Annotated in this window: 19 protein-coding genes and 1 pseudogene; 12 read left to right on the top strand and 8 right to left on the bottom strand. The window is 72.9% G+C overall.

Translation table 11 applies throughout. The annotated features are described in order from the left end of the window. Window positions 1–38: 38 nt before the first annotated feature. The 6 genes from ACIP4Y_RS24945 (at window position 39) to ACIP4Y_RS24970 (ending at window position 8,314) form a co-directional block, all read left to right on the top strand. Window positions 39–1,175: an ATP-binding protein gene (locus ACIP4Y_RS24945; RefSeq protein ID WP_358643449.1), complete on the top strand. Its 1,137-nt coding sequence runs from the start codon at window positions 39–41 to the stop codon at window positions 1,173–1,175. A 125-nt stretch (window positions 1,176–1,300) separates the two neighbouring features. After that, window positions 1,301–2,422 carry a phenylalanine--tRNA ligase subunit alpha gene (pheS, locus tag ACIP4Y_RS24950; protein ID WP_401397356.1) on the top strand — a complete coding sequence of 374 codons (1,122 nt, stop codon included), beginning with the start codon at window positions 1,301–1,303 and terminating at the stop codon, window positions 2,420–2,422. Next, window positions 2,422–4,935, top strand: a complete 2,514-nt coding sequence (gene pheT, locus ACIP4Y_RS24955; protein ID WP_401397359.1) for a phenylalanine--tRNA ligase subunit beta — start codon at window positions 2,422–2,424, stop codon at window positions 4,933–4,935. Before pheS ends, pheT begins: the two co-directional genes overlap by 1 nt. 158 nt (window positions 4,936–5,093) lie before the next feature. Then, window positions 5,094–6,167: a PP2C family protein-serine/threonine phosphatase gene (locus ACIP4Y_RS24960; protein WP_401397361.1), complete on the top strand. Its 1,074-nt coding sequence runs from the start codon at window positions 5,094–5,096 to the stop codon at window positions 6,165–6,167. A 204-nt stretch (window positions 6,168–6,371) separates the two neighbouring features. Further along, entirely contained in the window at window positions 6,372–7,712 is a 1,341-nt protein-coding gene (locus tag ACIP4Y_RS24965; protein ID WP_358643441.1) for a transcriptional regulator, read from the top strand. 65 nt (window positions 7,713–7,777) lie between these two features. Beyond that, window positions 7,778–8,314: an NUDIX hydrolase gene (locus tag ACIP4Y_RS24970; protein WP_401397364.1), complete on the top strand. Its 537-nt coding sequence runs from the start codon at window positions 7,778–7,780 to the stop codon at window positions 8,312–8,314. A 26-nt stretch (window positions 8,315–8,340) separates the two neighbouring features. Here ACIP4Y_RS24970 and ACIP4Y_RS24975 read toward each other — a convergent pair whose 3' ends face one another. Both ACIP4Y_RS24975 and ACIP4Y_RS24980 read right to left on the bottom strand, forming a co-directional pair. Continuing rightward, entirely contained in the window at window positions 8,341–8,601 is a 261-nt protein-coding gene (locus ACIP4Y_RS24975) for a hypothetical protein (protein WP_358643437.1), read from the bottom strand. A gap of 194 nt (window positions 8,602–8,795) precedes the next feature. Continuing rightward, window positions 8,796–9,656 (bottom strand): 3-hydroxybutyryl-CoA dehydrogenase, encoded by an 861-nt coding sequence (locus ACIP4Y_RS24980; RefSeq protein ID WP_358643435.1) that lies wholly within the window; start codon window positions 9,654–9,656, stop codon window positions 8,796–8,798. Between the two features lie 171 nt (window positions 9,657–9,827). Here ACIP4Y_RS24980 and ACIP4Y_RS24985 point away from each other — a divergent pair, with 171 nt between their 5' ends. After that, window positions 9,828–11,087, top strand: a complete 1,260-nt coding sequence (locus ACIP4Y_RS24985) for a glycoside hydrolase family 10 protein (protein WP_401397368.1) — start codon at window positions 9,828–9,830, stop codon at window positions 11,085–11,087. Here the strand turns inward: ACIP4Y_RS24985 and ACIP4Y_RS24990 are convergent, their stop codons facing one another. Then, window positions 11,088–11,285 (bottom strand): DUF1918 domain-containing protein, encoded by a 198-nt coding sequence (locus ACIP4Y_RS24990; protein ID WP_358643432.1) that lies wholly within the window; start codon window positions 11,283–11,285, stop codon window positions 11,088–11,090. 19 nt (window positions 11,286–11,304) lie between these two features. Beyond that, window positions 11,305–12,216 carry a DMT family transporter gene (locus tag ACIP4Y_RS24995; protein WP_401397371.1) on the bottom strand — a complete coding sequence of 304 codons (912 nt, stop codon included), beginning with the start codon at window positions 12,214–12,216 and terminating at the stop codon, window positions 11,305–11,307. Here ACIP4Y_RS24995 and ACIP4Y_RS25000 point away from each other — a divergent pair. From ACIP4Y_RS25000 to ACIP4Y_RS25010, 3 genes are all read left to right on the top strand, one after another. Beyond that, a complete protein-coding gene (locus ACIP4Y_RS25000) occupies window positions 12,215–13,681 on the top strand; it encodes a PLP-dependent aminotransferase family protein (protein WP_401397374.1) in 1,467 nt (488 codons plus the stop codon). The two genes, ACIP4Y_RS24995 and ACIP4Y_RS25000, sit on opposite strands and share 2 nt — an antisense overlap. Window positions 13,682–13,692: 11 nt before the next feature. Then, a complete protein-coding gene (locus ACIP4Y_RS25005) occupies window positions 13,693–14,133 on the top strand; it encodes a GNAT family N-acetyltransferase (RefSeq protein WP_401397377.1) in 441 nt (146 codons plus the stop codon). 73 nt (window positions 14,134–14,206) lie between these two features. Next, complete coding sequence (locus ACIP4Y_RS25010) at window positions 14,207–14,800, top strand: histidine phosphatase family protein (RefSeq protein WP_401397380.1); 594 nt, start codon at window positions 14,207–14,209, stop codon at window positions 14,798–14,800. Here the strand turns inward: ACIP4Y_RS25010 and ACIP4Y_RS25015 are convergent. Next, window positions 14,782–15,252: a DUF6314 family protein gene (locus tag ACIP4Y_RS25015; RefSeq protein WP_401397383.1), complete on the bottom strand. Its 471-nt coding sequence runs from the start codon at window positions 15,250–15,252 to the stop codon at window positions 14,782–14,784. The genes ACIP4Y_RS25010 and ACIP4Y_RS25015 overlap by 19 nt on opposite strands. Before the next feature lie 120 nt (window positions 15,253–15,372). Here ACIP4Y_RS25015 and ACIP4Y_RS25020 point away from each other — a divergent pair, with 120 nt between their 5' ends. After that, entirely contained in the window at window positions 15,373–17,853 is a 2,481-nt protein-coding gene (locus ACIP4Y_RS25020) for an alpha-L-arabinofuranosidase C-terminal domain-containing protein (RefSeq protein ID WP_401397386.1), read from the top strand. Here the strand turns inward: ACIP4Y_RS25020 and ACIP4Y_RS25025 are convergent. From ACIP4Y_RS25025 to ACIP4Y_RS25035, 3 genes are all read right to left on the bottom strand, one after another. Then, the gene (locus ACIP4Y_RS25025) at window positions 17,840–18,274 is read right to left on the bottom strand and encodes a carboxymuconolactone decarboxylase family protein (RefSeq protein ID WP_401397389.1); all 435 of its coding nucleotides are present in this window, start codon (window positions 18,272–18,274) and stop codon (window positions 17,840–17,842) included. The genes ACIP4Y_RS25020 and ACIP4Y_RS25025 overlap by 14 nt on opposite strands. A gap of 157 nt (window positions 18,275–18,431) precedes the next feature. Next, window positions 18,432–20,303: a caspase family protein gene (locus ACIP4Y_RS25030; protein ID WP_401397392.1), complete on the bottom strand. Its 1,872-nt coding sequence runs from the start codon at window positions 20,301–20,303 to the stop codon at window positions 18,432–18,434. Continuing rightward, window positions 20,300–20,725 (bottom strand): hypothetical protein, encoded by a 426-nt coding sequence (locus tag ACIP4Y_RS25035; protein WP_401397395.1) that lies wholly within the window; start codon window positions 20,723–20,725, stop codon window positions 20,300–20,302. The genes ACIP4Y_RS25030 and ACIP4Y_RS25035 overlap by 4 nt, the downstream gene beginning before the upstream one ends. Before the next feature lie 270 nt (window positions 20,726–20,995). Between ACIP4Y_RS25035 and ACIP4Y_RS25040 the strand changes: the two are divergent. Beyond that, a pseudogene (locus ACIP4Y_RS25040) lies at window positions 20,996–23,501 on the top strand (YfhO family protein). Window positions 23,502–23,507 lie beyond the last annotated feature (6 nt).

Below are 23,507 nucleotides of genomic sequence, written 5' to 3' on the forward strand. Positions count from 1 at the left end.
CGCGGGGCCCTGCGCCGTCTGAGAGGTGGGGTACGGGGATGAGTGTGGCCGGCACGAGCACCGCGCCGGAGGGACGGGACGCGCGGCGCGCACCCGCGCCCCGGCACGCCGGCGACGGCCCCGGCGTCGATCCCGACCAGCTGCCCGACGGGCTCGTCATCGCCGACGAGCACGGCCGGGTGACCTGCTTCAACGCCGCCGCCGCGCGCATCACCGCGGTACGGCCCGCCGACGCCCTCGGGCAGTTGCTGGAGAAGGCGTTGCCCCTGGAGGACCTGGAGGGGCGCCGCTGGTGGCAGCTCACCGACCCCTACGGCGGGCTCGCCATCCGGGTCCGGCAGCCGGAGCGCAACCTGCTGCTGCCGGGCGGCCGCGAGGTGCTCGTCTGCGCCCGGTACGTGCGCGACGAGCCGCTGGGGCCGGTGCGCAGCGTGGTCGTCTCCCTGCGGGACACCGAGGCCCGCCGCCGTACCGAGCGCAGCCACGCCGAGCTGATCGCCACGGTCGCCCACGAGCTGCGCTCCCCGCTGACCTCCGTGAAGGGCTTCACCGCCACCCTGCTCGCCAAGTGGGAACGCTTCACGGACGACCAGAAGCGGCTCATGCTGGAGACCGTCGACGCCGACGCCGACCGCGTCACCCGCCTCATCGCCGAGCTGCTCGACATCTCCCGGATCGACTCCGGGCGGCTCGAGGTGCGCCGCCAGCCCGTGGACATCGGAGCCGCCGTCTCCCGGCACATCCAGGCCTACGTGGCGGCCGGCCAGCGCGCCGACCGCTTCCTGCTCCGCATCGAACAGCCGCTGCCCGGCCTGTGGGCCGACCCCGACAAGATCGACCAGGTGCTCAGCAACCTCATCGAAAATGCGGTGCGGCACGGCGAGGGAACCGTCACCATTGACGTCACGCCCACGCCGTCCCCGCGCGAGGGCGAGGAAACCGGCACGTCGGTCACGGTGAGCGACGAGGGGCCCGGCATCCCGGAGGAGTCCATGAACCGCGTCTTCACCCGTTTCTGGCGGGGCAGCAAGCGCGGCGGCACGGGCCTGGGGCTGTACATCGTCAAGGGCATCGTGGAGGCCCATGGCGGCACCATCACGGTCGGCCGCGCCGCCGGCGGCGGCGCCGAGTTCCGATTTACATTGCCCGTGGCGGCCCCGGCGTATCTCGCCTGACGGCCCACGGGCGCACTCGCACACCTCCACCCCGTTAGACTCGGCCTTTGGCACCTTTGTGTCCTTCACACGGCCCATCCATGGTCACGGGGACCATCCGCCAGCAATCGGAAGCACGGGAAGAGATGTCGGCACCCAATAAGTCGTACGACCCTGTCGAGGTCGAGGCGTTGAAACCGGAAGAGATCGAGCGCATGCGGGACGAGGCGCTCGCCGCCTTCGCCGCCGCAGACTCCCTCGACGCGCTCCACGAGGCCAAGGTCGCCCACACCGGCCCCGCCTCCCCGCTGGCCCTCGCCAACCGCGAGATCGGCGCCCTGCCCCCGCACGCCAAGGCCGAGGCCGGCAAGCGCGTCGGCATGGCCCGTGGCGCCGTGAACAAGGCCCTCGCCGCCCGCCAGGCCGAACTGGAGGCCGAGCGCGACGCCCGGGTGCTGGTCGAGGAGGCGGTGGACGTCACGCTGCCCTACGACCGCGTCCCGGCCGGCGCCCGGCACCCGCTGACCACGCTCTCCGAGCGCATCGAGGACATCTTCGTGGCCATGGGCTACGAGGTGGCCGAGGGCCCGCAGGTAGAGGCGGAGTGGTTCAACTTCGACGCGCTCAACATCGGACCGGACCACCCGGCCCGCGGCGAGGCCGACACCTTCTTCGTGCAGGGCCTCGACGGCGGCACCGAGTCCGGCGTGGTGCTGCGCACCCACACCTCGCCCGTGCAGATCCGCTCGATGCTCGACCGCGAGCTGCCGGTCTACGTGATCTGCCCCGGCGTCGTCTACCGCACCGACGAGCTGGACGCCACCCACACCCCCGTCTTCCGCCAGGTCGAGCTGCTCGCCGTGGACGAGGGCCTGACCATGGCCGACCTCAAGGGCACCCTCGACCACATGGTCCAGTCCCTGTTCGGCGAGGGCATGAAGACCCGGCTGCGGCCGAACTTCTTCCCCTTCACCGAGCCGAGCGCCGAGATGGACATGCTCTGCTACGTGTGCAAGGGCGAGTCCGTCGGCAACCCCGACCGGCCCTGCCGCACCTGCTCCAGCGAGGGCTGGATCGAGCTGGGCGGCTGCGGCATGGTCAACCCGCGGGTCCTGACGGCCTGCGGCATCGACCCGGAGAAGTACAGCGGCTTCGCCTTCGGGTTCGGCATCGAGCGGATGCTGATGTTCCGCCACAACGTCGAAGACATGCGAGACATGGTCGAGGGTGACGTCCGGTTCACCCGGCCGTTCGGGATGGAGATCTGATGCGGGTCCCGCTTTCTTGGCTGCGGGAGTACGTCGACCTGCCGGCGACGGAGACCGGCCGCGACGTCCAGGCCAAGCTCATTTCGGCCGGCCTGGAGGTCGAGACCGTCGAACAGCTCGGCGCCGACCTCAAGGGCCCGCTGGTCGTCGGCCAGGTGCTGACCATCGAGGAGCTGGAGGGCTTCAAGAAGCCGATCCGCTTCTGCACGGTCGACGTCGGCCAGGCCAACGGCACCGGTGAGCCCCAGGAGATCGTCTGCGGCGCCCGCAACTTCTCCGTCGGTGACAAGGTGGTCGTGGTCCTCCCGGGTGCCACGCTCCCCGGCGGCTTCTCCATCTCCGCCCGCAAGACCTACGGCAGGACGTCCCACGGCATGATCTGCTCCAGCGACGAGCTGGGCATGGGCGACGACGGTGCGCACGGCATCATCGTGCTGCCGCCGGAGACCGAGGTCGGCAAGGACGCCATCGAGCTGCTCGAACTGGTCGACGAGGTCCTGGACATCGCCGTCACCGCCAACCGCGGCGACTGCCTGTCCATCCGCGGGGTCGCCCGTGAGACCGCCATCGCCTACGGCCTGCCGCTGCGCGACCCCGCCCTGCTGGACGTACCGGCGCCGAACGCCTTCGGGTACCCCGTCCAGGTCGGCGACCCGTTCGGCTGCGACCGCTTCACCGCCCGCACGGTCACCGGCCTGAGCCCCGAGGCGCGCTCCCCGATCTGGCTCCAGCGCCGGCTGCAGAAGGTCGGCATGCGCCCGATCTCGCTCGCCGTCGACGTCACGAACTACGTGATGATGGAGCTTGGCCAGCCCCTGCACGCCTACGACCGCACGCTGGTCCAGGGCGCAATCGGCGTGCGCCGTGCCGAGGAGGGCGAGAAGCTCGTCACCCTCGACGGCGTCGAGCGCACGCTGCACGCCGAGGACCTGGTCATCACCGACGAGCGCGGCCCGATCGGCCTCGCCGGTGTCATGGGCGGCGCGAACACGGAGATCGCCGACCACGAGGACGCCGAGAACGCGACGACCGACGTGGTCATCGAGGCCGCCCACTTCGACGCCGTCTCGATCGCCCGCACGGCCCGCCGCCACAAGCTGCTGTCCGAGGCGTCCCGCCGCTTCGAGCGCGGCGTCGACCCGCAGGCCGCCGCGGCCGCCGCGCAGCGCACCGTGGACCTGCTGGTCCTGCTCGCCGGGGGAACGGCGGAGGCCGGCGTCACCGAGATCATCGCGCCCTCGGCCCCGCACACCATCACCATCCCGGCCGACCACCCCGACAAGGTGGCGGGCGTCGAGTTCGGCCGTGAGACGGTCGTCCGCCGCCTCCAGCAGGTCGGCTGCGACGTGTACGGGCAGGACGAGCTGATCGTCACCGTCCCGTCCTGGCGGCCCGACCTGGCCGACCCGAACGACCTCGCCGAGGAGGTCATCCGCCTCGAGGGCTACGAGAACCTGCCGTCCACGCTGCCCAAGCCCCACTCGGGCCGCGGCCTCACGCACCGCCAGCGGCTGCACCGCCGGGTCGGCCGCGCGCTGGCCGGCGCGGGCTACGTCGAGGCGCCGAACTACCCGTTCGTCAGCGAGCAGGTCTTCGACCAGCTCGGCCTGGACTCCGACGACCCGGCCCGCCGTGTGGTCAAGCTGGTCAACCCGCTCAGCGACGAGGAGCCCGCGCTCCGCACGACGCTGCTGCCGGGCCTGCTCGGTGCGCTGCGGCGCAACGCCGGCCGGGGCGCGCACGACCTGGCGCTGTTCGAGACCGGGCTGGTGTTCCACCCGCGCGGGGAGCAGCGCGTCGCCACGCACCTGCCCGTCGACCGGCGGCCCACCGACGAGGAGATCGCCGCGCTGGACGCCGCGCTGCCCGAGCAGCCGCGGCACGTGGCCGTCGTCCTCGCGGGCGCCCGCGAGCAGGCCGGCTGGTGGGGCAAGGGCCGTCCCACGGACTGGGCCGACGCCGTCGAGGCGGCGCGTACCGTCGCCCGCGAGGCCGGCGCCGAGCTGATCGTGCGCAGGGGGCAGTACGGTCCCTGGCACCCCGGCCGCTGCGCCGAGCTGCTGGTCGTCGCCGACGGCACGGAGCAGGTCGTGGGCCATGCGGGAGAACTGCACCCGCGTGTCCTCAAGGCCCTGGGCCTGCCGGAGCGGACCTGCGCGGCGGAGTTGAACCTGGACGCCCTGGAGGCGGTGGGCGACGGCGCCCCGCAGGCGCCGCGGATCTCCACCTTCCCCGTCGCCACGCAGGATGTCGCCCTCGTGGTCGACCAGTTCGTGCCGCACGCGGACGTGCAGGCCGCGCTGCGGGAGGGTGCGGGTGAGCTTCTCGAGTCCATCCGGTTGTTCGACGTGTACGAGAACGCCGAGCAGTTGGGGGACGGGAAGAAGTCGCTGGCGTATGCGCTCCGCTTCCGGGCGGCTGATCGCACGCTGACCGTGGATGAGGCTTCGGCGGCGCGGGACGCTGCGGTTGCCCTCGCGGGCGAGCGGACGGGTGCGGTTCTCCGGGGCTAGTCAGCTGCATAAATGCGGGTCGGCTCACGGGGGCTCACTCATTCGGGTGGCAACTGAGGGCGATCTGACCCGCCCGGGTCATGCCGTCGACAGAATCGGACCGGCCTTTCGGGGTCGGTCCGTCTGCTCTGTCAGGGCCCACATGGGGGACCAGAGGCATGATCCGCATCAAGGCACGGGCGCCCACCGGGCGGGCAGTCGTACTGCCCACCGTGTGGGGAGCCGTCGCGGTCGGCTACAAGTTCGGCTGCCCGCTCGCCCAGCAGGACGGGATCGGGGCGCGCATCGTCACCAGCGCGGTGTTCTTCGCCGTCGGCACCGGCCTGATATTCCATGTGCGCCGGGCCCTGCTGCGGGAGCTGCGGTTCGCCCGGCGGGCGGCGCGCGCCGCGCAGAACGTCGTGCTGCGGCCGCTGCCGCCGCGGCTCGACGGGATCGACGTCGCCGCCGCCCAGCTGTCCGCCGACCGGGGCGCGAGCGTCGGCGGCGATCTGTACGAGGCCATCGCCACCGAGCACGGGGTGCGGGTGGTCATGGGGGACGTACGGGGGCACGGACTGGCCGCTCTCGGCACGGTCGCCGCCCTGCTCGGCAGTTTCCGCGAGGCCGTCCACGACGAGCCTGAACTGGGCCGCGTGCTCCGCAGACTGGACCGCGCCCTCGCCCGCCACCTGCGCGAACGCGCCCGCGCGGAGCATCCCGCGAACGGCGTCGCCGACCCCGACAACCCGGTCGCCGAGGAGTTCGTCACCGTTCTCCTGCTGGAGATCGGCAGGGACGGCGAACTGCGCGTCCTCAACTGCGGCCATCCGTGGCCGTACGTGCTGACCGGTACGCGGGTCGAGCAGCTGTCCTGCGAGGACCCCCTCCCGCCGCTGGGACCGTTTCCGCTGCCGGCGGAGCTGGAGACGCTGTCGTGCGGTCGGCTGCATCCGGGGGAGTCGCTGGTCCTCTTCACGGACGGGGCGGAGGACGCACGGGACGCCCACGGCCGGTTCTTCTCGCTGCCCGCGGCGTTGCGCGCCGCCGTGAGCGACCAGCCGGTGTCACCGCAGACGGTGCTGCGCACTCTCTTCAGGGCCCTCCTGCACCACACGGCCGGCAGACCGACGGACGACGTGGCGCTCCTGGTCCTGCGGAACGGCCGCAGAAGGGTGCAGCTGTCGGGGGCGCGGGGCGAGGACGTCGGCGGCTCCGCCGCGCGGGCGCGACAAGCCACCACGTACCCGTAGCGGCACCCTCTCCGCCCCGGCCAAGCCACCGTCGTTCGAGGGGGAGCCGGCGGCTTGGCCGGCCTCTTGCGAGGCACCCCAGTCAACCGAACCGGCACGCTGCGCGACAGCGCGCACACGGCGCGGATCCACGCACTCCGTTCACACCCCGTGTGAACGCGTACGCACTACGCTGACCGCACCAGGCCACTCGGGGGGCATCCCATGCAGCCCAACACCCTGCTCGACGCCATCCTGGACGAGGCGGGCATCTCGCACGCCGGCCTCGCCGCCCACGTCAACCAGGCGGGCCGCAGACGCGGACTCGCGCTGCGGTACGAACACACCGCCGTGGCGCGCTGGTTGAAGGGCCAGCGGCCCCGCGGTCAGGTGCCCGACCTGATCTGCGAGGTGCTGGCGGCCCGGCTCCAGCGGCCCGTCACGCTCGACGACATCGGGCTCGGCGTGCCCGGGGAGCCGAGCACCCCGCACGCCGGTTCGCTGGGCGGGTTCGTGGAGCGGGCCACCGCCCTGTGGCGGTCGGACGAGCAGCAGCGGCCCCATGTGCTGGGCGCGCCGGCCGTCACCGGGACCCCCGCCGTGATGCCGGTGTGGGAGTGGGAGAACCCGCCCGAGGACGTGGACGTCTCCCGGGGCGGCCGGCACCCGGTCACGGCGGCCGACATCGAGATGCTGCGGGCCGCCCGGACGCACTACGAGCAGATGTACCGCAAGGCCGGCGGCATCGCGACCCGGACGCGGATCGTCGGCTTCCTCAACACCGAGGCCGCGCCGCTGCTGCGCGGCAGCTACACCGACGCCACCGGACGCCAACTGCACCGGGCGACCGGGGGGTTGGTGGCGATCGCGGGCATCTGCGCCTACGACTCCGACGCGCACGGACTCGCCCAGCGCTACTTCCACCAGGCGCTGCGGCTGGCGAAGGCGAGCGGGGACCGGGGACTCGGCGCGTACGTCATCGCGCTGCTGGTCAACCAGTCGCTGTTCATGCGGGAGTACCGGCAGGCCGTCGCCTTCGCCGAGGCCGCGCTGCGCGCCGCCGGCCGGCACATCACCCCGGCGCTCGCCTCCGACCTGTACGCGATGCAGGCCAAGGCGTACGCGCACCTCGGGGACAGCGGCAGCGCGCTGTCCTGCATCCGGCGGGCGGAGACGGCCGCCGAGCGGATCCGGCGCGGCTACGAGCCCGACGAGACCGGGTACGTCCAGCCGGGTCTGGTCAATGTGCAGGTGGCCGAGGCGCTGCTCAGCCTCGGTGACCTCGCCGCGGCCCGGGAGCACGCGGCGGCGGCCGTCGGCAACCCCGCCCACGACCGGGGGCGGGTGCACCGGCTGGCCATGCTCAGCACCATCGAACTGCGCCAGGGCAACGCCGAGAAGGCCGTGGTCACCGCCGTGCAGATGGCGGAGCAGGCCCGCGGAATGGAGTCCCAGCGGCTGCGCGACAGACTGCGCGCGGTACGCGAGCACCTGGTGCGCTGCGGCTCGGCCGGCACCGCCGAAGCCGCCGAACTCATCGACGGCGCACTGCGCGTACCGCTGTAGGCCCACTGTAGGCGCACCGTCCCTGCTGCGATATTGCCACTTACTCGGCGGAAGGTGGCAGAACCGTGCAGTGGACGAAACACAACGAACAAACTGTGTATGAAAACCGCTGGTTCAGCGTCAATCTCGCAGATGTCGAACTGCCGGACGGCCGGCACCTCGACCACTTCCTGATCCGGCTGCGCCCGGTGGCCGTGGCCACGGTGGTCAACGAGGCCAACGAGGTGCTGCTGCTGTGGCGGCACCGCTTCATCACCGACAGCTGGGGCTGGGAGCTGGCCGCGGGCGTGGTCGAGGACGGCGAGGACATCGCGAGCGCGGCGGCCAGGGAACTGGAGGAGGAGACCGGCTGGCGGCCGGGGCCCCTGCACCACCTGATGAGCGTGGAGCCGTCCAACGGCCTCACCGACGCCCGGCACCACATCTACTGGTCCGACCGGGGCGAGTACGTCGGGCATCCCGTGGACGACTTCGAGTCGGACCGGCGGGAATGGGTCCCCCTCAAACTCGTCCCCGACCTGATCGCCCGTGGGGAGGTCCCGGCCGCCAACATGGCGGCCGCGTTACTCCTGCTGCACCACCTCAGGCTCGCCGAAGGCTAGAGAGCCGGCGGCTGGGGAGCCGGCGGCTAGTGCGCCGCCAGCGCCTGCCAGATCGTCACCACGAGCGCGCCGAGCGCGGTCAGCGCGGCGAGCGAGGGCAGCGGCCAGCGTGCGTGTTCCAGCGAGGCCATCCGGGAGTTCAGCTCGTCCAGTTCCTTGGCGGACTCCTCGGTGCGGTGACGCAGCAGAGCCAGCCCTCCCTCGACGCGGGCGTAGGCCACGTCGAGGCGGCGCCGTAACTCTGCGAGTTCTCCCTGGACCACGGGATGCTGCGGATCGGGGGTCACGGGTCCGCTCCTTTCGGTAGTCGACATGGGTGGTTCCGCATCCCTTGCATGCGCATGAAGAGTCAACTCGCCTGGTGGGCGCGTGGGGAGCGTGTGTGGCGGGCATATGCGTGCCCGGCGCGCACACGGTGTGTGAAACAGACGGGCCCGGCACCGAACTCCGGTGCCGGGCCCGCAGGCGTCGCTCTTCGTAATCAGCCGTAGGTGTAGAAGCCCGAGCCGGTCTTCCGGCCCAGCCGGCCCGCCTCGACCATGCGCTGGAGCAGCGGGGGAGCGGCGTACAGCGGCTCCTTGTACTCGGCGTACATGCTGTTGGCGATGGAGACGATGGTGTCCAGGCCGATCAGGTCGGACAGCTTCAGCGGGCCCATCGGGTGGGCGCAGCCCATCTCCATGCCGTTGTCGATGTCCTCGCGGCTCGCGATGCCCGACTCGAACATCCGGATCGCGGACAGCAGGTAGGGCACGAGCAGCGCGTTCACCACGAAGCCGGAGCGGTCCTGGGCGCGGATGGCGTGCTTGCCGAGCACCTTCTCGGCGAAGACCTGGGCGCGGCTGAGGGTGCCCTCGGAGGTGGTGAGCGCCGGGATCAGCTCGACCAGCTGCTGCACCGGGGCCGGGTTGAAGAAGTGGATGCCGACGACGTGGTCCGGGCGGGAGGTGGCGACCGCCAGCTTCACCAGCGGGATCGAGGAGGTGTTGGAGGCCAGGATCGCGTCCGGCCGGGTCACCACCTGGTCGAGCACCTGGAAGATCTCGGTCTTCACCTGCTCGTTCTCGACGACGGCCTCGATCACCAGGTCCCGGTCGGCGAACTCGCCGAGGTCGGTGGTGAAGCTCAGCCTCGCCTGCGCGTCGTCCCGCTCCGCCTCGCTGATCTTTCCGCGCTCGGCGGCCTTGGACAAGGAGTTGAACAGCCGGGTACGGCCGATCTCCAGAGCCTCGCCGGTGGTCTCGGCGACCTTCACGTCCAGTCCCGCGCGGGCGCACACCTCGGCGATGCCCGCGCCCATCTGGCCGCAGCCCACGACCCCGATGCGCTCGATGTCGGTCACATCGTCCCCTTCGCTGAAGTTTCCGGCTCGCTGGCAGACCTCCGGGTTCGGCGCCTGCTCCGATCGTGCACGTTACCGCCAAGTATCGATGATCGATCGTCCGGGTGGGGGCATCCTGAACCGCGGAACGATCCGTGACGGAGCGGATCCGGAGCGTATGGGGGTGTGCCGATGGGGCGCATGTCTCGGCGGGCCTTCGCACTGGCCGCGCTGTCCACGCTGGCCACCGCCCCGGTCGCCGCCCCGGCCGAGGACCCGGCCGTACCGGCCCCGGGGGCGGCGGCCGGCGCCGGGCGGGCCGCGACCGCCGAGCTGCGAGGCGTGTGGATCGCGACGGTCGTCAACCGGGACTGGCCCTCGCGGCCCGGCCTCTCGGCGAGCGCCCAGCGCAAGGAGCTGGTCGCCCACCTCGACCGGGCGGTCCGCAACCGGCTCAACACGGTGATCCTCCAGGTGCGGCCCACCGCCGACGCGCTGTGGCCGTCGCCGTACGAGCCCTGGTCCGAGTACCTCACCGGCACCCAGGGCCGCCATCCCGGCTGGGACCCGCTCGGCACGGCCGTCGCCGAGGCCCACGCCCGGGGCCTGGAGCTGCACGCCTGGTGCAATCCGTACCGGGTCGCCAACCACACCGACCCCGGCCGGCTGGCCGCCTCGCACCCGGCGCGCAAGCACCCCGACTGGGTGGTGCCCTACGGCGGCCGGCTGTACTACAACCCCGGTCTGCCCGCGGTCCGCGCCTTCGTGCAGCAGGCGATGCTCGACGCGGTCGCCCGCTACCCGGTGGACGCCGTCCACTTCGACGACTACTTCTACCCCTACCCGGTCGCCGGCCAGACCTTCGACGACGACGAGGCGTACGACCGCCACGGCGGCGCCTTCGCGAGCCGGGCCGCCTGGCGGCGGGACAACATCGACCGGCTGGTGCGCGAGACGGCCGCCGGCATCCAGCGGGTCCGGCCAGGCACCCGGTTCGGGATCAGCCCCTTCGGCGTGTGGCGCAACGCGTCGACCGACGCGCGCGGCTCCGACACGCGGGCGGGCGTCGAGACGTACGACGATCTGCACGCGGACACCCGGAAGTGGGTCCGCAACCACTGGATCGACTACATCGTGCCGCAGCTGTACTGGCACATCGGCTACTCCGCCGCCGACTACGCCCGGCTCGTGGCCTGGTGGGCGCAGGCCGCCCAGGGGACGAAGACGCGGCTGTACATCGGGGAGGCGCTGTACCGGGCGGGCGCGGCCGGGCAGCCCGCGGCCTGGCAGGACCCGGTCGAGCTGTCCCGCCACCTGACCCTCGCCGCCCGGTACCCGCAGGTGCGCGGGCACGTGTTCTTCGCCGCCAAGGACCTGGCGGACGATCGGATCGGGGCCATGGCCCGGGTGGTCGCCGACCACTACCGGGGGCCGGCGGCACCACCGCGGTGACTACTGCTTCTGCTTGTCCCCGTGCTTGACCTGGCAGTCGGGGCCGGGGGACATGATCGCCTCGTGTCCGTCGTCGAAGCGGACGCGATAGGGCGGGTTGCCGTTCTCGCCCATCACTTCGACGACTTCGGTGACCTGATCGTGCTGGCCCACCACCCTGCCGTGCTGGACAAGCTTGTCGCCCTTGGATGCGCGCATCTGCCGGCCCTCCTCACGTTCACGACCGCTGGGTGACGGCGATGCACACGAGCACGGCCACGGCGGTCAGGGGAGCGGCCACCGTGAAGTGCTCGCCCAGCAGCAGCGCCGACCACACCAGTGTGAGCAGGGGCTGAGCCAACTGCAACTGGCTGGCCCGCGGGATGCCGATGGCCGCCATCCCCCGGTACCAGACGAGCAGCCCGAAGAACGTCGAACCGACCGCCACCCACACCAGGCCCGCCACCCCGTGGACGCTCAGGTGCACCGGCTCGTACGACAGCGCCAGCGCCGCGGCCGGCACGGTCAGCGGCAGACACAGCACCAGCGCCCAGCCGATGACCTGCCAGCCCGGCATGACCCGGGCCAGCCGGCCGCCCTCGGTGTACCCGGCCGCGCACACCAGCAGCGCCCCGAACAGACAGCCGTCGGCCGCGGTGAGCGCGCCGCCGCTCTGGCCGACGGTGAAGGCGAGTACGGCCACCGCGCCCGCCACGGCCGCCAGCCAGAACCGCCGGGAGGGCCGGGTGCCGGTGCGCACCGCCGAGAACACGGCCGTGGTCAGCGGCAGCAGCCCCACCACGACGGCCGCGTGGGCGGTGGTGGACGTCTGCAGGGCGAGCGTGGTCAGCATCGGGAAGCCCAGCACCACTCCGGCGGCGACCACGGCAAGGCCGGCGAGCTGGCGCCGCGCCGGAAGCCGGACCCGCAGGGCGAGCAGGCAGCCGCCGGCGACCAGGGCGGCGAGGACGCCGCGCACCGCCACCAGGGACCACGGGCCGAAGCTCTCCAGGCCCCAGGCGGTCGACGGGAAGGTCAGCGAGAAGGCGACCACGCCGAGGGCGGCCTGGGCGGTGCCGAGTCCCCGGAGCTCCCGGGGGGCGGCGACTGCTATCGGGCTCGCAGTAGTAGCGCTACTCTGTGTTTTCATGCAACAGCGTAGCAGTGTCGGTGAACTGGCAGAACAGCTCCGCAGGGAGCTTGACCGCTACTCTCCTGGTGGAAAGCTCCCGTCGAGCCGGGCCCTGGTGGAGCGGTTCCGGGTCAGCCCGGTGACCGTCTCCCGGGCGCTCGCCCAGCTCGCCGCCGAGGGCCTGGTGGTCACCCGGCCGGGCGCCGGCGCCTTCCGGGCCCGGCCGCACACCCCGCAGCCGCCCGCCGGGGACACCTCCTGGCAGGAGGTCGCGCTGAGCGCCGACGGCACCGCCGACCTCGTACCGCGCACGGTGGACGCCTCCGGCGTCACGGTCTCGCTGGCCGCACCGCCGCCCGGGGTGCTGGAGTTCAACGGCGGCTATCCGCACCCCTCCCTCCAGCCGGAGCGGGCGATGGCGGCGGCGCTGGCCCGGGCCGGGCGGCGGCCCGGCGCCTGGGGGAGGCCTCCGCTGGAAGGGCTGCCGGAGCTGCGGGAGTGGTTCGCACGCGGCATCGGCGGCGCCGTCACCGCGGCCGAGGTGCTGATCGCGGCGGGCGGTCAGGCCGCGCTGGCCACCGCCCTGCGCGCGCTCGCCCCGCCCGGCGCCCCCGTACTCGTGGAGTCGCCCACCTACCCGGGCATGCTGGCCCTCGCCCGCGCGGCCGGCCTGCGGCCCGTCCCGGTGCCCGTGGACCCCGACGGGGTACGCCCCGACCTGCTCGCCGACGCCTTCCACGCCACCGGTGCCCGGGTCTTCGTCTGCCAGCCGCTGTTCCAGAACCCCACGGGTGCCGTGCTGGCGCCCACCCGGCGCGCCGAGGTGCTGCGCATCGCCCGCGAGGCCGGCGCGTTCGTGGTCGAGGACGACTTCGTCCGCCGGCTCGTGCACGCCGACGCGGGCCCGCTGCCCCGCCCGCTGGCCGCCGACGACCCGGACGGCGTCGTCGTCCACGTCGGCTCCCTGACCAAGGCGACCTCGCCCAGCTTCCGGGTGAGCGCCCTGGCCGCGCACGGGCCGGTGCTGGAACGGCTGCGCGCCATCCAGGTCGTGGACAGCTTCTTCGTCCCCCGGCCGCTCCAGGAGGCCGCCCTGGAACTCGTCGGCTCCCCGGCCTGGCCCCGCCACCTGCGGGCCCTCTCGGCCGAGCTGAAGATTCGCCGCGACGCGATGACGAGCGCGCTCGCCGGGCAGCTGCCCGAACTCGCCCTGCCGCACATCCCGTCCGGCGGCTACCACCTGTGGCTGCGGCTGCCCGAGGGCACGGACGAGGGCGCGCTGACCGCGGCGGCCCTGCGCGCCGGCGTCGCCCTCACCCCCGGCCGCCCCTACTTCAGCGCCGAACCCCCCGCCGCCCACCTCCGCCTGAGCTTCGCGGCGGTGGCCGGCACCGGGGAGATCGCGGAGGGCGTCCGGCGGCTGCGGACGGCGTGCGACGAGGTCATGGGAAATCCGCTCGCCCGGCGACGGCCCGCCCTGTGATGATCCACCGCATGAGCGATACACCGGTACTCCCCGACGGCTACGAGTTCTCCGCCGACACCGCCCGCGTCGACGTCGGCCGCGTGCACGGCTGGCTGTCCTCCGACGCGTACTGGGCGATCGACCGCCCGCGCGAGCAGCACGAGCGGGCGATGGCGCACTCGCTGAACTTCGGGGTGTACGACACGGCCTCGGGCGAGCAGGTGGCGTACGCGCGCGTGGTCACCGACCAGGCACTGTTCGCCTGGCTCGCGGATGTGTACGTCGACCCGTCGGTGCGCGGCAAGGGCATCGGCACGGCGTTCGTCGGCCGCATCCGCGACCACCTGACGCCCCTCGGGGTGCGCCGCGTCCTGCTCGCCACGCACGACGCGCACGGGGTCTACGCCAAGCTCGGCTTCCGGCCGCTGGACCGGCCCGACCAGTGGATGCTGCACACCCCCTTCGGGTAAGCATGCGCATACCTCTGGTAACTCCGCGGTAACAGCCCTTGACCTGCACCTCCCGGCGGCTCACCATCACCGCATGCCACTGAGGGTGACGTTCGTCGCCGCCGCGCGCGGTGCCCCGCTGCTCGCGGAGCGCTTCGAGGACGACCGGCCGCTGGACCAGGCCGGCTGGGACGAGGTGCAGCGCGTCGCCGGGGACCTGCTGCCGCTCGCGGCGGCCGAGCTGCGCTACTGCTCGCCGACCCCGCGCAGCCGGGCCACGGGCGACGCCCTGGGGTACGCCCCGCTGGTCCAGCTCGCGCTGCGGGACTGCGACATGGGCCGCTGGCGCGGGCTGACGCTGGGCGAGGCGATGGCCCGGGAGCCGGCAGCGGTGGACTGCTGGCTCGCCGACCCGCTCGCCACCCCGCACGGCGGCGAGTCCCTGCTGGCGTTCATCTCCCGGGTCGGCGGCTGGCTGGACACCCGGCCGGTGGACGACGGCGGCCGGATCGTCGCCGTGGCCGAGCCGTCCGTCATCCGGGCGGCCCTGGTCTACGCCCTGAAGGCGCCGCCCTCCAGCTACTGGAACATCGACGTCCGCCCGCTGTCCACGACCACGGTCACCGGCCGCGCCGGCCGCTGGAACCTCCGCTTCGACGGGAGTCCGGCTCAGCGCTCGCGTACGTAGTCGGTGGTCAGAACCAGGTCCTTCGCCGGGCCGCCGACCCGCCACACCGAGCGCCAGTGGTCGGCGTCCCGGACGGTGAACTCGCCCCGGTAGAGGTCCGCCGCGCAGGGGTGGTCGGCGACGTACCGTCCGGTGGTCAGGTCCAGCTCGTGGAAGGGCCGCCCGTCGGCGAACCGCACGTCCGCCCGGCCCGGCGTGGGCCCGGGCAGGAATCGCAGCGTCCGGGTGGCCGGCCGGGCCGTTCCGTGCCAGGTGAAGGTGCCGGACTCCTCGTGCAGCAGCCCGCCGCCCTCCAGCGGGCTGAAGACGGTGGTGCCGGTGAAGCGGCCCTCGGCGCCGCTCGCCAGATCCCGCACGGCGCGCTCGGCACGCCAGCGTCCGGCCAGGTGGGCCAGGACGTCCGGCACCGGCCAGAACTCGCGCGGTTCGCGGTGCGGCGTCAGCACATCCATGAGGCGAGCTTACGGGGCGACCGCGTCCGCCCCATTGACGTGTTCATACCCCTTGCCTATCTTGCCGTTCGAAGTGCTGACCATTGTCTGATATTTCGAACAACGAGCCGCGGAGTATCCATGTCACGCACCACCCGCTGGAGACTGGGCCTCGGAGCGAGCGCCGTCCTGCTCGCCACGGCCGTCCTCCCCGCCCCCGCCCACGCGGAGGACACCACCGACTACGCGATCACCGTCGACCCCGCCGCCACCGGGCCGAAGATCGACAAGACGATGTACGGCGTCTTCTTCGAGGACATCAACCGCGCCGCCGACGGCGGCCTGTACGCCGAACTCGTCCAGAACCGGTCCTTCGAGTACTCCACCGACGACAACAGGTCGTACACCCCGCTGACCGCATGGACGGTCTCCGGCACCGCGCAGGTCGCCGACGACTCCGGCCGGCTGGGCGACCGCAACCGCACGTACCTCTCCCTGGGCGCCGGTTCCTCCGTGACCAACGCCGGCTACAACACCGGCATCGCCGTGCAGGACGGCAAGACGTACGACTTCTCGGTCTGGGCCCGCGCCGACGCCGTCAGCGCCCTCACCGTGACCCTCCAGGACTCCGGCGGCACGCTCGCGACCGCCCGGCGGATCGCCGTGAAGAAGAACGGCTGGGCCCGGTACAAGGCCACCTTCGTGGCCACCCGCACCAGCACCACCGGCCGGCTCACCGTGGCCGCCGACGCGGCGACCAGCCTGGACATGGTGTCCCTCTTCCCGCGGGACACCTACCGGCACGAGCCCAACGGCCTGCGCAAGGACCTCGCCGAGAAGGTCGCCGCCCTGCACCCGGGCTTCGTCCGCTTCCCCGGCGGCTGCCTGGTCAACACGGGCTCCATGGAGGACTACAGCGAGGCCTCCGGCTGGCAGCGCAAGCGCTCCTACCAGTGGAAGGACACCATAGGCCCGGTCGAGACCCGCGCCACGAACTCCAACTTCTGGGGCTACAACCAGAGCTACGGCCTCGGCTACTACGAGTACTTCCGGTTCGCCGAGGACATCGGTGCCATGCCGCTGCCCGTCGTGCCGGCCCTGGTCACCGGCTGCGGCCAGAACAAGGCCGTCGCCGACGACGCCCTGCTCAAGCGGCACATCCAGGACACCCTCGACCTCATAGAGTTCGCCAACGGACCGGTGACGAGCGAGTGGGGCAGGAAGCGCGCCGAGATGGGCCACCCCAAGCCCTTCCACCTCACCCACATCGAGGTCGGCAACGAGGAGAACCTGCCGAACGAGTTCTTCGCCCGCTTCCAGCAGTTCCGCGCGGCCGTCCAGGCGAAGTACCCGTACGTGCAGGTGATCTCCAACTCCGGTCCCGACGACGCCGGTTCGACCTTCGACACGGCCTGGAAGCTCAACCGGGACGCCAAGGTCGACATGGTCGACGAGCACTACTACAACAGCCCGCAGTGGTTCCTGCAGAACAACGACCGGTACGACTCCTACGACCGCTCCGGCCCGAAGGTCTTCCTCGGCGAGTACGCCTCCCAGGGCAACGCCTTCAAGAACGGCCTCGCCGAGGCGGCCTACATGACCGGTCTCGAGCGCAACGCGGACGTCGTCAAGCTCGCCTCCTACGCCCCGCTGTTCGCCAACGAGGACTACGTGCAGTGGAGCCCGGACATGGTGTGGTTCAACAACCATGCCTCCTGGGGCTCGGCCAACTACGAGGTCCAGAAGCTGTTCATGACCAACGTGGGCGACCGGGTGGTGCCCAGCACGGCCACCGGCACCCCGAGCCTGAGCGGGCCCGTCACCGGTGCCGTCGGCCTGTCCACCTGGAACACCAGCGCCGCCTACGACGACGTGTCGGTCACCGCCGCCGACCGCAGCACGCTGCTGAGCGACGACTTCTCCGGTGACGCCGCCAAGTGGACCCACACCGGCACCGGCAGCTGGACCGTGCAGGACGGCCAGTACGTCCAGACGAACGACACCGCCGAGAACACCATGGTCCAGGCCGGTGACGCCGACTGGCACGACTACGACCTGCACGTGAAGGCCACCAAGAAGTCCGGCAAGGAGGGCTTCCTCGTCGCCTTCGGCGTCAAGGACACCGGCAGCTACTACTGGTGGAACCTGGGCGGCTGGAACAACACCCAGTCGGCGGTCGAGCAGGCCGTGGACGGCGGCAAGTCGACGCTGATCTCCAAGGCCGGGTCGATCGACACGGGCCGCGCCTACGACATCGACATCAAGGTGCGGGGCCGCCAGGTCACCCTCTACCTCGACGGCAAGGAGTGGGGCAGCTTCACCGACGACAAGCCGGCCGAGCCGTTCCGCCAGGTCGTCACCCGGGACGCGAAGACGGGCGAGCTGATCGTCAAGGTCGTCAACGCCCAGCCGGCCGCCGCCCGCACGGCCATCGACCTCGGTGCTGCCCGGGTCGCGTCCAGGGCCCGGGTGACCACGCTGGCCGCCGCACCGGACGCGGTCAACACCGAGACGTCCACGGCGGTCGCCCCGCAGACGTCCACCCTCACCGGAGTCGCGCGGAAGTTCACGTACACCTTCCCGGCGAACTCCATCACCTTCCTGCGCATCAAGCAGAAGTAGCCGCAGCCGCGGGCTGCTGCCCCACGGGCAGCAGCCCGCGCTCGGCGAACACCTTCTTCGCGGCGAAGGTGGCGTTCAGCGCCTTCGGCATGCCGCAGTAGACGGCGGAGTGCAGCAACGCCTCCGTGATCTCCTCGGGGGTGAGCCCGACGTTGAGCGCCGCGTTCACGTGCACGTCCAGCTGGGCCTCGCAGCCGCCGAGCGCGGTGAGCATGCCCAGGGTGACCAGCTGGCGGTCGCGCGGGGCGAGCCCGGGCCGGTCGTAGATCTCCCCGAAGGCCCAGGCGACGACCTGGTGCCCCAGCTCCGGGCTGACGTCGGCGAGCGAGTCGACGACCCGCTGCCCGGCCTCGCCGTCGACCCTCCGCAGGACCTCCAGGCCGTGGGCGAAACGCTCGTCACGGGTGGTGCTCTCGCTCATGTCGGTTCGTCCGTCCCCGGCTGCCGCCCGCGCGGCAGCCGTACGTGGTGATCGATCGTGTCGTCCAGCGCGGAGGTGCTCCGCAGGGAGGACGGTAGAACCTCGAGCGCACTCCAGGGCAAGCCGGATCCCGATCCCCCGTCGGGCACGGGCACCCTCAGCGGGCGACCGGCCAGAGGCGGATCCTGCTGTCGTCGCCGGCGCTGGCCAGGAGCTTGCCGTCGGTGGTGAAGGCGACGGAGTGAACGGCGCCCGTGTGGCCGGAGAGAGGGCGGCCGAGCGGTGTCGGTTTCGCCGGGTCCGTCAGGTCCCAGAGGCGGACCTTCCTGTCGGCACCGGCGCTGGCCAGGACCTTGCCGTCGGTGCTGAAGGCGAGGCAGTAGACCGCGTCCGTGTGGCCGGCCAGGGGAGCGCCGATCCGGGTCGGGTGCGCGAGGTCGGTCACCTTCCACAGGCGGACCGTCCGGTCCCCGCCGGCACTGGCCAGGACCTTGCCGTCGGGACTGAACGCCACGCTGTGGACGCGGTCGTCGTGGCCGGGGATGCGTGCGCCCACGGTGGCCGGCGGGGTGGCCACGTTCCACAGCAGGATCGAGTTGTCGGCGCTGCCGGTGGCCATGAGGCTCTGGTCGGGACTGAACGCCACGGAGAGGACGGCGTCGGTGTGCCCGGTGCCGGGACGGCCCATCGGTGTCGGCTTCGCGGGGTCCGACACGTTCCAGAGGCGGAGCGTCCGATCCGCGCTGCCGCTGGCCAGGACGGTGCCGTCGGGATTGAAGGCGACCGAGAAGACGGCGCCCGTGTGGCCGGTCAGCGGGCGCAGCGCCCTCGGTCTCGCGGGATCGGTCGTCTTCCAGAGCCGGACCGTGTTGTCGTTGCCGCCGCCGGCCAGCAGGCCGCCGTCGGGACTGAACGCCACCGCGTCGACGTTGTCCGTGGGGGCGGTGAGGGAGACGAGCGGTGCCGGTTCCGCCGGGTCGGTCACCTTCCACAGCCGGATCGTCCGGTCGGAGCTGCCGCTGGCCAGGACCCTTCCCCCGGGGCGGAACGCCACCGACTGGACGGCGCCCTTGTGATCGGCGAGCCCCGGAGAGGGTGCACCGGTGACCTTCGTGACGGGGGAGCCGCTCGGCGACGGTCCACCGGACCCCGGTGTGTCGTGGTCGAACCCGCCCTTGACCGTCCATGCCAGGGCGGCGGTGCCGAGAGCCAGACCGGCGGCGGAGCCGGCGACCAGGAACCCGCGCCGGTTCCACCGGGCAGGCGGCGCCCCCGCGGCGGGGGACGTGTCGCCGGGGGGCGCTGCGGAAGGCGGGCCCTTCACCAGGGTCAGGCCTCCCGCCGTGTTCATCACCCGCCGCTGGGGCAGGGGCAACGCCCGGGCGCGGAGGTGATGGTGGACCTCGTCGAACAACGCGTCGAGGGTGAGCGGATCCGGGCGGTGCAGCGCCCCGAGCAGCGCCCCGGTGAAGGCGGTGTGGGTCGCGCCCGGTACAGCCCGCGAGGGCCTGGTCGCCGATGACGAGGCGAGGACGTACGTGCCGGCGACGTCGAGCTGCCCGCTGACCAGCCCTTGCCCGTCCCCCATCGGCCCGGTCGCCCGGCCGGAGAAGCAGCAGTCCAGGACGAGCACCCCGACCGCCGCGCGACTGTGGGCCATCGCCTCCCGCAGGACGTCGTAGGGGAGCGCGGTCACGCCCGACTGGGCCGGGTCGGTGTGGAACACGGCCAGGTGGAGCCTGCCCTGCCCGTCGACGACTCCGTGACCGGCGTAGTAGACGAACAGCACGTCCGTGGCCTCGCCGGCCGCCGCGGTGACCGGGATGCCGACGTCTGCGGGGGTCTTGGGCTCGTCGACCACGACACAGTGCCCGGGCCGCAGGGTCCCGTTGACCGGATCCGTGAGGACCGCCCTGAGGTCGGCGAGGTTCGCCCGCACCGCCGGGATCCCGGGCAGCTTGGGGTGCTCGTACCGGCTCGCGCCGATCAGGACGGCCCGCGAACCGGCCGGATCAGGGAACCGGGTCACTCCGGCGTCCCCTCCCCGTCCCTGCCTGCCTCCCCGTCCGCCAGCAGCCGCTCGACGACCTCGACCAGTGCGGGGACGTCGACGCGCTTGCCGTCCACCTCGACGGTGCGTCCGTTCTCGTCGGTGACGGTGATCCGCAGGTCCGCACGGCGATGCTGGAACCAGGTGGCCAGAGCGCCGATCAGCGCGCCGACCGCGGCCGCGCCCACGCCACCGGGGCCGACGGCCACCACCAGGGCGTCCAGCCCGCCACCCATCTCGCCCGGCGCGATCGGGGCGTGTTCGACGCGCACCCGTCCGCGCAGCGCGTCCTCGTGCCGCAGCCAGTCGAAGAGGGATCTCAGCTCGTCGGCCCCGTGGCCGGTCTCGCCGGTCCCGGACTCGGTACGGATGCGCAGCTGTCGAGATGTCGCCGAGGTCACCCGTTCATCATGCCGCGCGGCAGCCGGAACCGGGCCGGAACCCGGTACTTCGCCCTCTTGAGCACGTCAGGTTCCGGGCACCCACCGGGTTCACCTTGAAAACACCGTTCGGAAAGCCGCCGTTTTCCCGGGCACCCTGGAATTCATGCGGTGTTTCCCGTATTCGGAGGAACTCGCCCCACTTTTTGGTGAGCACACAACCATGCGGAAAGCAGCCCCGTCTGACCCGGCGAAACAGACGAAATGAATTCGCTGGGGGCCTCCCGACACATGGACCGTCCGCTTTCGCCCCGTGCGCCGCGCCCGGCCGCCGCCCTCCTCGCCGCGGCCGTCACGATCACCGCAATCTGCGCCGGTGACGTGCTGGCGCGCAGCTACCCCTTCGGCCCCCGCACCCGCAGCGTCAACGACCTCGGCAACCAGTACGTGCCCTTCCACGCCCACCTGTGGGACCTGCTGCACGGCAGGGCCCAGGGCGGCCTCCTCGTCAACTGGCAGTCCGGCTACGGCGCGAGCTTCCTGCCCGACCTCGGCACCTACCTCGGCAGCCCGTTCGCCCTGCTCGTCGCGGTCCTCCCGCGCGACCGGATCGACCTCGCCGTCTACGCCGTCACCCTGCTGAAGACCGCCTCCGCCGCCGCGGCCATGGCCTGGCTGCTGCTCACCCTGCGTCCCGGCCGCCGGTGGGCGGCGGGACTGCTCGGCGCCTCGTACGCGCTGTGCGGCTGGAGCCTGGCCGACGCCTCGTACAACCCGATGTGGCTCGACGGTCTGGTCGCCCTGCCGCTGCTGTGCCTGGTCGGCGAACGCGCGCTCGCCGGACGCCGGAGCCTGCCCGGCCCTCGGCGCCGCCCTGGTGCTGCTGCTGCGCCTGCTGCTCGCCCGCCCGCCGCGCCGGCAGGCGCTCGCCACGGCCGGCCGCGCCGCCCTCACCACCGCCCTCGGCGTGGGCCTCGCCGCCCCGCTGGTCACCGTCGTCTACTTCGGCACCCGGCACGCCTACCCGGGCCGGGTACGGCAGTTCGCCCCGGTGCCCGCCGAGGACGTCGCCGCCCGGCTGCTGCCCGCGACCTACGGCTTCGGCTCCCCGGCCCTCTACGTCGGCCTCACCGCCCTGCTCCTCGCCCTCGCGCTGCCCTTCCACCGGGCGGTCCCGGTCCCGGTCCGCACCGGCTGGACGGCACTGGTGCTCGCGGTGGCCCTGTCCCTCCAGTGGGGCCCCACCCACCTGGTCTGGCACGCCTTCGCCACCCCGCAGGGCAGCGCCTACCGGCAGGCGTTCGTGCTGTGCGGCCTGCTGGTGATCGCCGCCTGGCACGCTCTGGCGTACGGCGTCCCCGACCGGCGCGCGCTCGGCGCCGCGGCCGCGCTGCTGGCGCTGATCGCCGTCGACGCCGGCCGCAGCACGCTGGTCGGCTGGTACACCTGGCCGGTCCTGCTGCCCGCCCTCGCGGGCGCCCTGGCGGGGCTCGTCCTGCTGGCGCGCACCGGGCAGCGCACCCGGCTCGCCGGGCTGGCCGTCGTCCTGCTGCTCGGCGTGCAGGCCGGCGAGAGCGCCGCCACCTCCGCCGTGGCCACCCGGATGCGCCTCGCGCACCTGGACGACTACGCACCCTGGGGCGAGCGGCAGACGACGCAGGCGGCGGCCGTCGCCGGGGCCGACGGCTGGCCCCGGTACCGCACCGACCCCGGCCGCGAGCAGACCGTCGGCAACGACCCGCTGCTGGTGGGAGGCGAGGGCGCCCAGTACTACAGCAGCCTGACCTCGGACGTCCTCAGCCGCACCCTCACCGCGCTGGGCGACGGCTGGACCTCGCGCGGCCGGAACGTGCAGAGCCTGGACAACGCCGTCACGGACGTCGTCTTCTCGGTCGGCGCCCGGGTGCACTCCCCGCCCGACCCGCACCAGAAGCACGTGCCCCCGGGCGGCGGACCGGTCACCGTCACCCGGCGGGACGTGCCGCCCCTGGTCACCGTCCGGGCCGCACCCGACAGCACACCATTCGGGCCGTCGCCGTACCGCAACCAGGAACTGCTGCTCGGCAGCCGCGTCTACACCGTGCCCCGCGTCACCGTGCACGACGACGGCGGGCGGCCGGTGACGAGCCGCCGGATCGGCACCGGAAACGCCCTGGCCCGGCCGACGATCACCGCACGCTGCCCGGCCGGCACCCAGGTCCACCTGTGGGCCCCGCACTTCTCCGGCACCGCACGGCTCGCCGGCGCCGGCGCCACCGCCCGGTTCAGGTTCGCGTTCCCGCGCAACCGCGCCGCCATGGAGCCGCTCGGCCGCGCCCCCGCCTCCGGGCGGCTGCGCGTCGAGCTGACCCCGGACCGGCCCGGCCGCATCCCGCCCGGCGCCGTCGGCTGCCTGGACACCGCGAGGCTGGACACCGCCGCAGCCCGGCTGAAGGCGACCGGAGCCACCCGGGTGACGGTCTCCGACGGCACCGTGCGGGCCCGGCTGCCCGCCGGCAGCAAGGGCATCGCGGTCGTCGCGGCGCCCCGGATCGCCGGCTGGCGGTGCGCCACCGGGGACGGCCCCGAGCGCCCCGCCGGTGACTTCCACGGCCTGGTCGCCGTCCCCCTGGACGGCACCACCACCACGCTGACCTGCACCTTCCATCCACCCGGCCTGCGGCTGGGCACGACCGTCGGGGCGGCCTCGCTGCTCGCCCTCGTCCTGCTCACCGCCGTCGGCGCCGTCCGCCGCCGGCGCGCCCCGGCGCCGCCCACGACCACATCACCGCGTGAGCGCGTGACCACCGCTCTCTGACCGCGC

This window comes from Streptomyces sp. NPDC088810, assembly GCF_044750305.1.
Lineage (GTDB): Bacteria > Actinomycetota > Actinomycetes > Streptomycetales > Streptomycetaceae > Streptomyces.

Coding starts and splice junctions, on each gene's coding strand:
- ACIP4Y_RS24965 (WP_358643441.1), top strand. CDS start 6,372: ATGCAGCCCAACACCCTGCTCGACGCCATCCTGGACGAGGCGGGCATC.
- ACIP4Y_RS25010 (WP_401397380.1), top strand. CDS start 14,207: ATGCCACTGAGGGTGACGTTCGTCGCCGCCGCGCGCGGTGCCCCGCTG.
- ACIP4Y_RS25015 (WP_401397383.1), bottom strand. CDS start 15,252: ATGGATGTGCTGACGCCGCACCGCGAACCGCGCGAGTTCTGGCCGGTG.
- ACIP4Y_RS24945 (WP_358643449.1), top strand. CDS start 39: ATGAGTGTGGCCGGCACGAGCACCGCGCCGGAGGGACGGGACGCGCGG.
- ACIP4Y_RS24985 (WP_401397368.1), top strand. CDS start 9,828: ATGGGGCGCATGTCTCGGCGGGCCTTCGCACTGGCCGCGCTGTCCACG.
- ACIP4Y_RS24990 (WP_358643432.1), bottom strand. CDS start 11,285: ATGCGCGCATCCAAGGGCGACAAGCTTGTCCAGCACGGCAGGGTGGTG.
- ACIP4Y_RS25025 (WP_401397389.1), bottom strand. CDS start 18,274: ATGAGCGAGAGCACCACCCGTGACGAGCGTTTCGCCCACGGCCTGGAG.
- ACIP4Y_RS25005 (WP_401397377.1), top strand. CDS start 13,693: ATGAGCGATACACCGGTACTCCCCGACGGCTACGAGTTCTCCGCCGAC.
- ACIP4Y_RS24995 (WP_401397371.1), bottom strand. CDS start 12,216: ATGAAAACACAGAGTAGCGCTACTACTGCGAGCCCGATAGCAGTCGCC.
- ACIP4Y_RS24960 (WP_401397361.1), top strand. CDS start 5,094: ATGATCCGCATCAAGGCACGGGCGCCCACCGGGCGGGCAGTCGTACTG.
- ACIP4Y_RS25020 (WP_401397386.1), top strand. CDS start 15,373: ATGTCACGCACCACCCGCTGGAGACTGGGCCTCGGAGCGAGCGCCGTC.
- ACIP4Y_RS25000 (WP_401397374.1), top strand. CDS start 12,215: ATGCAACAGCGTAGCAGTGTCGGTGAACTGGCAGAACAGCTCCGCAGG.
- pheS (WP_401397356.1), top strand. CDS start 1,301: ATGTCGGCACCCAATAAGTCGTACGACCCTGTCGAGGTCGAGGCGTTG.
- pheT (WP_401397359.1), top strand. CDS start 2,422: ATGCGGGTCCCGCTTTCTTGGCTGCGGGAGTACGTCGACCTGCCGGCG.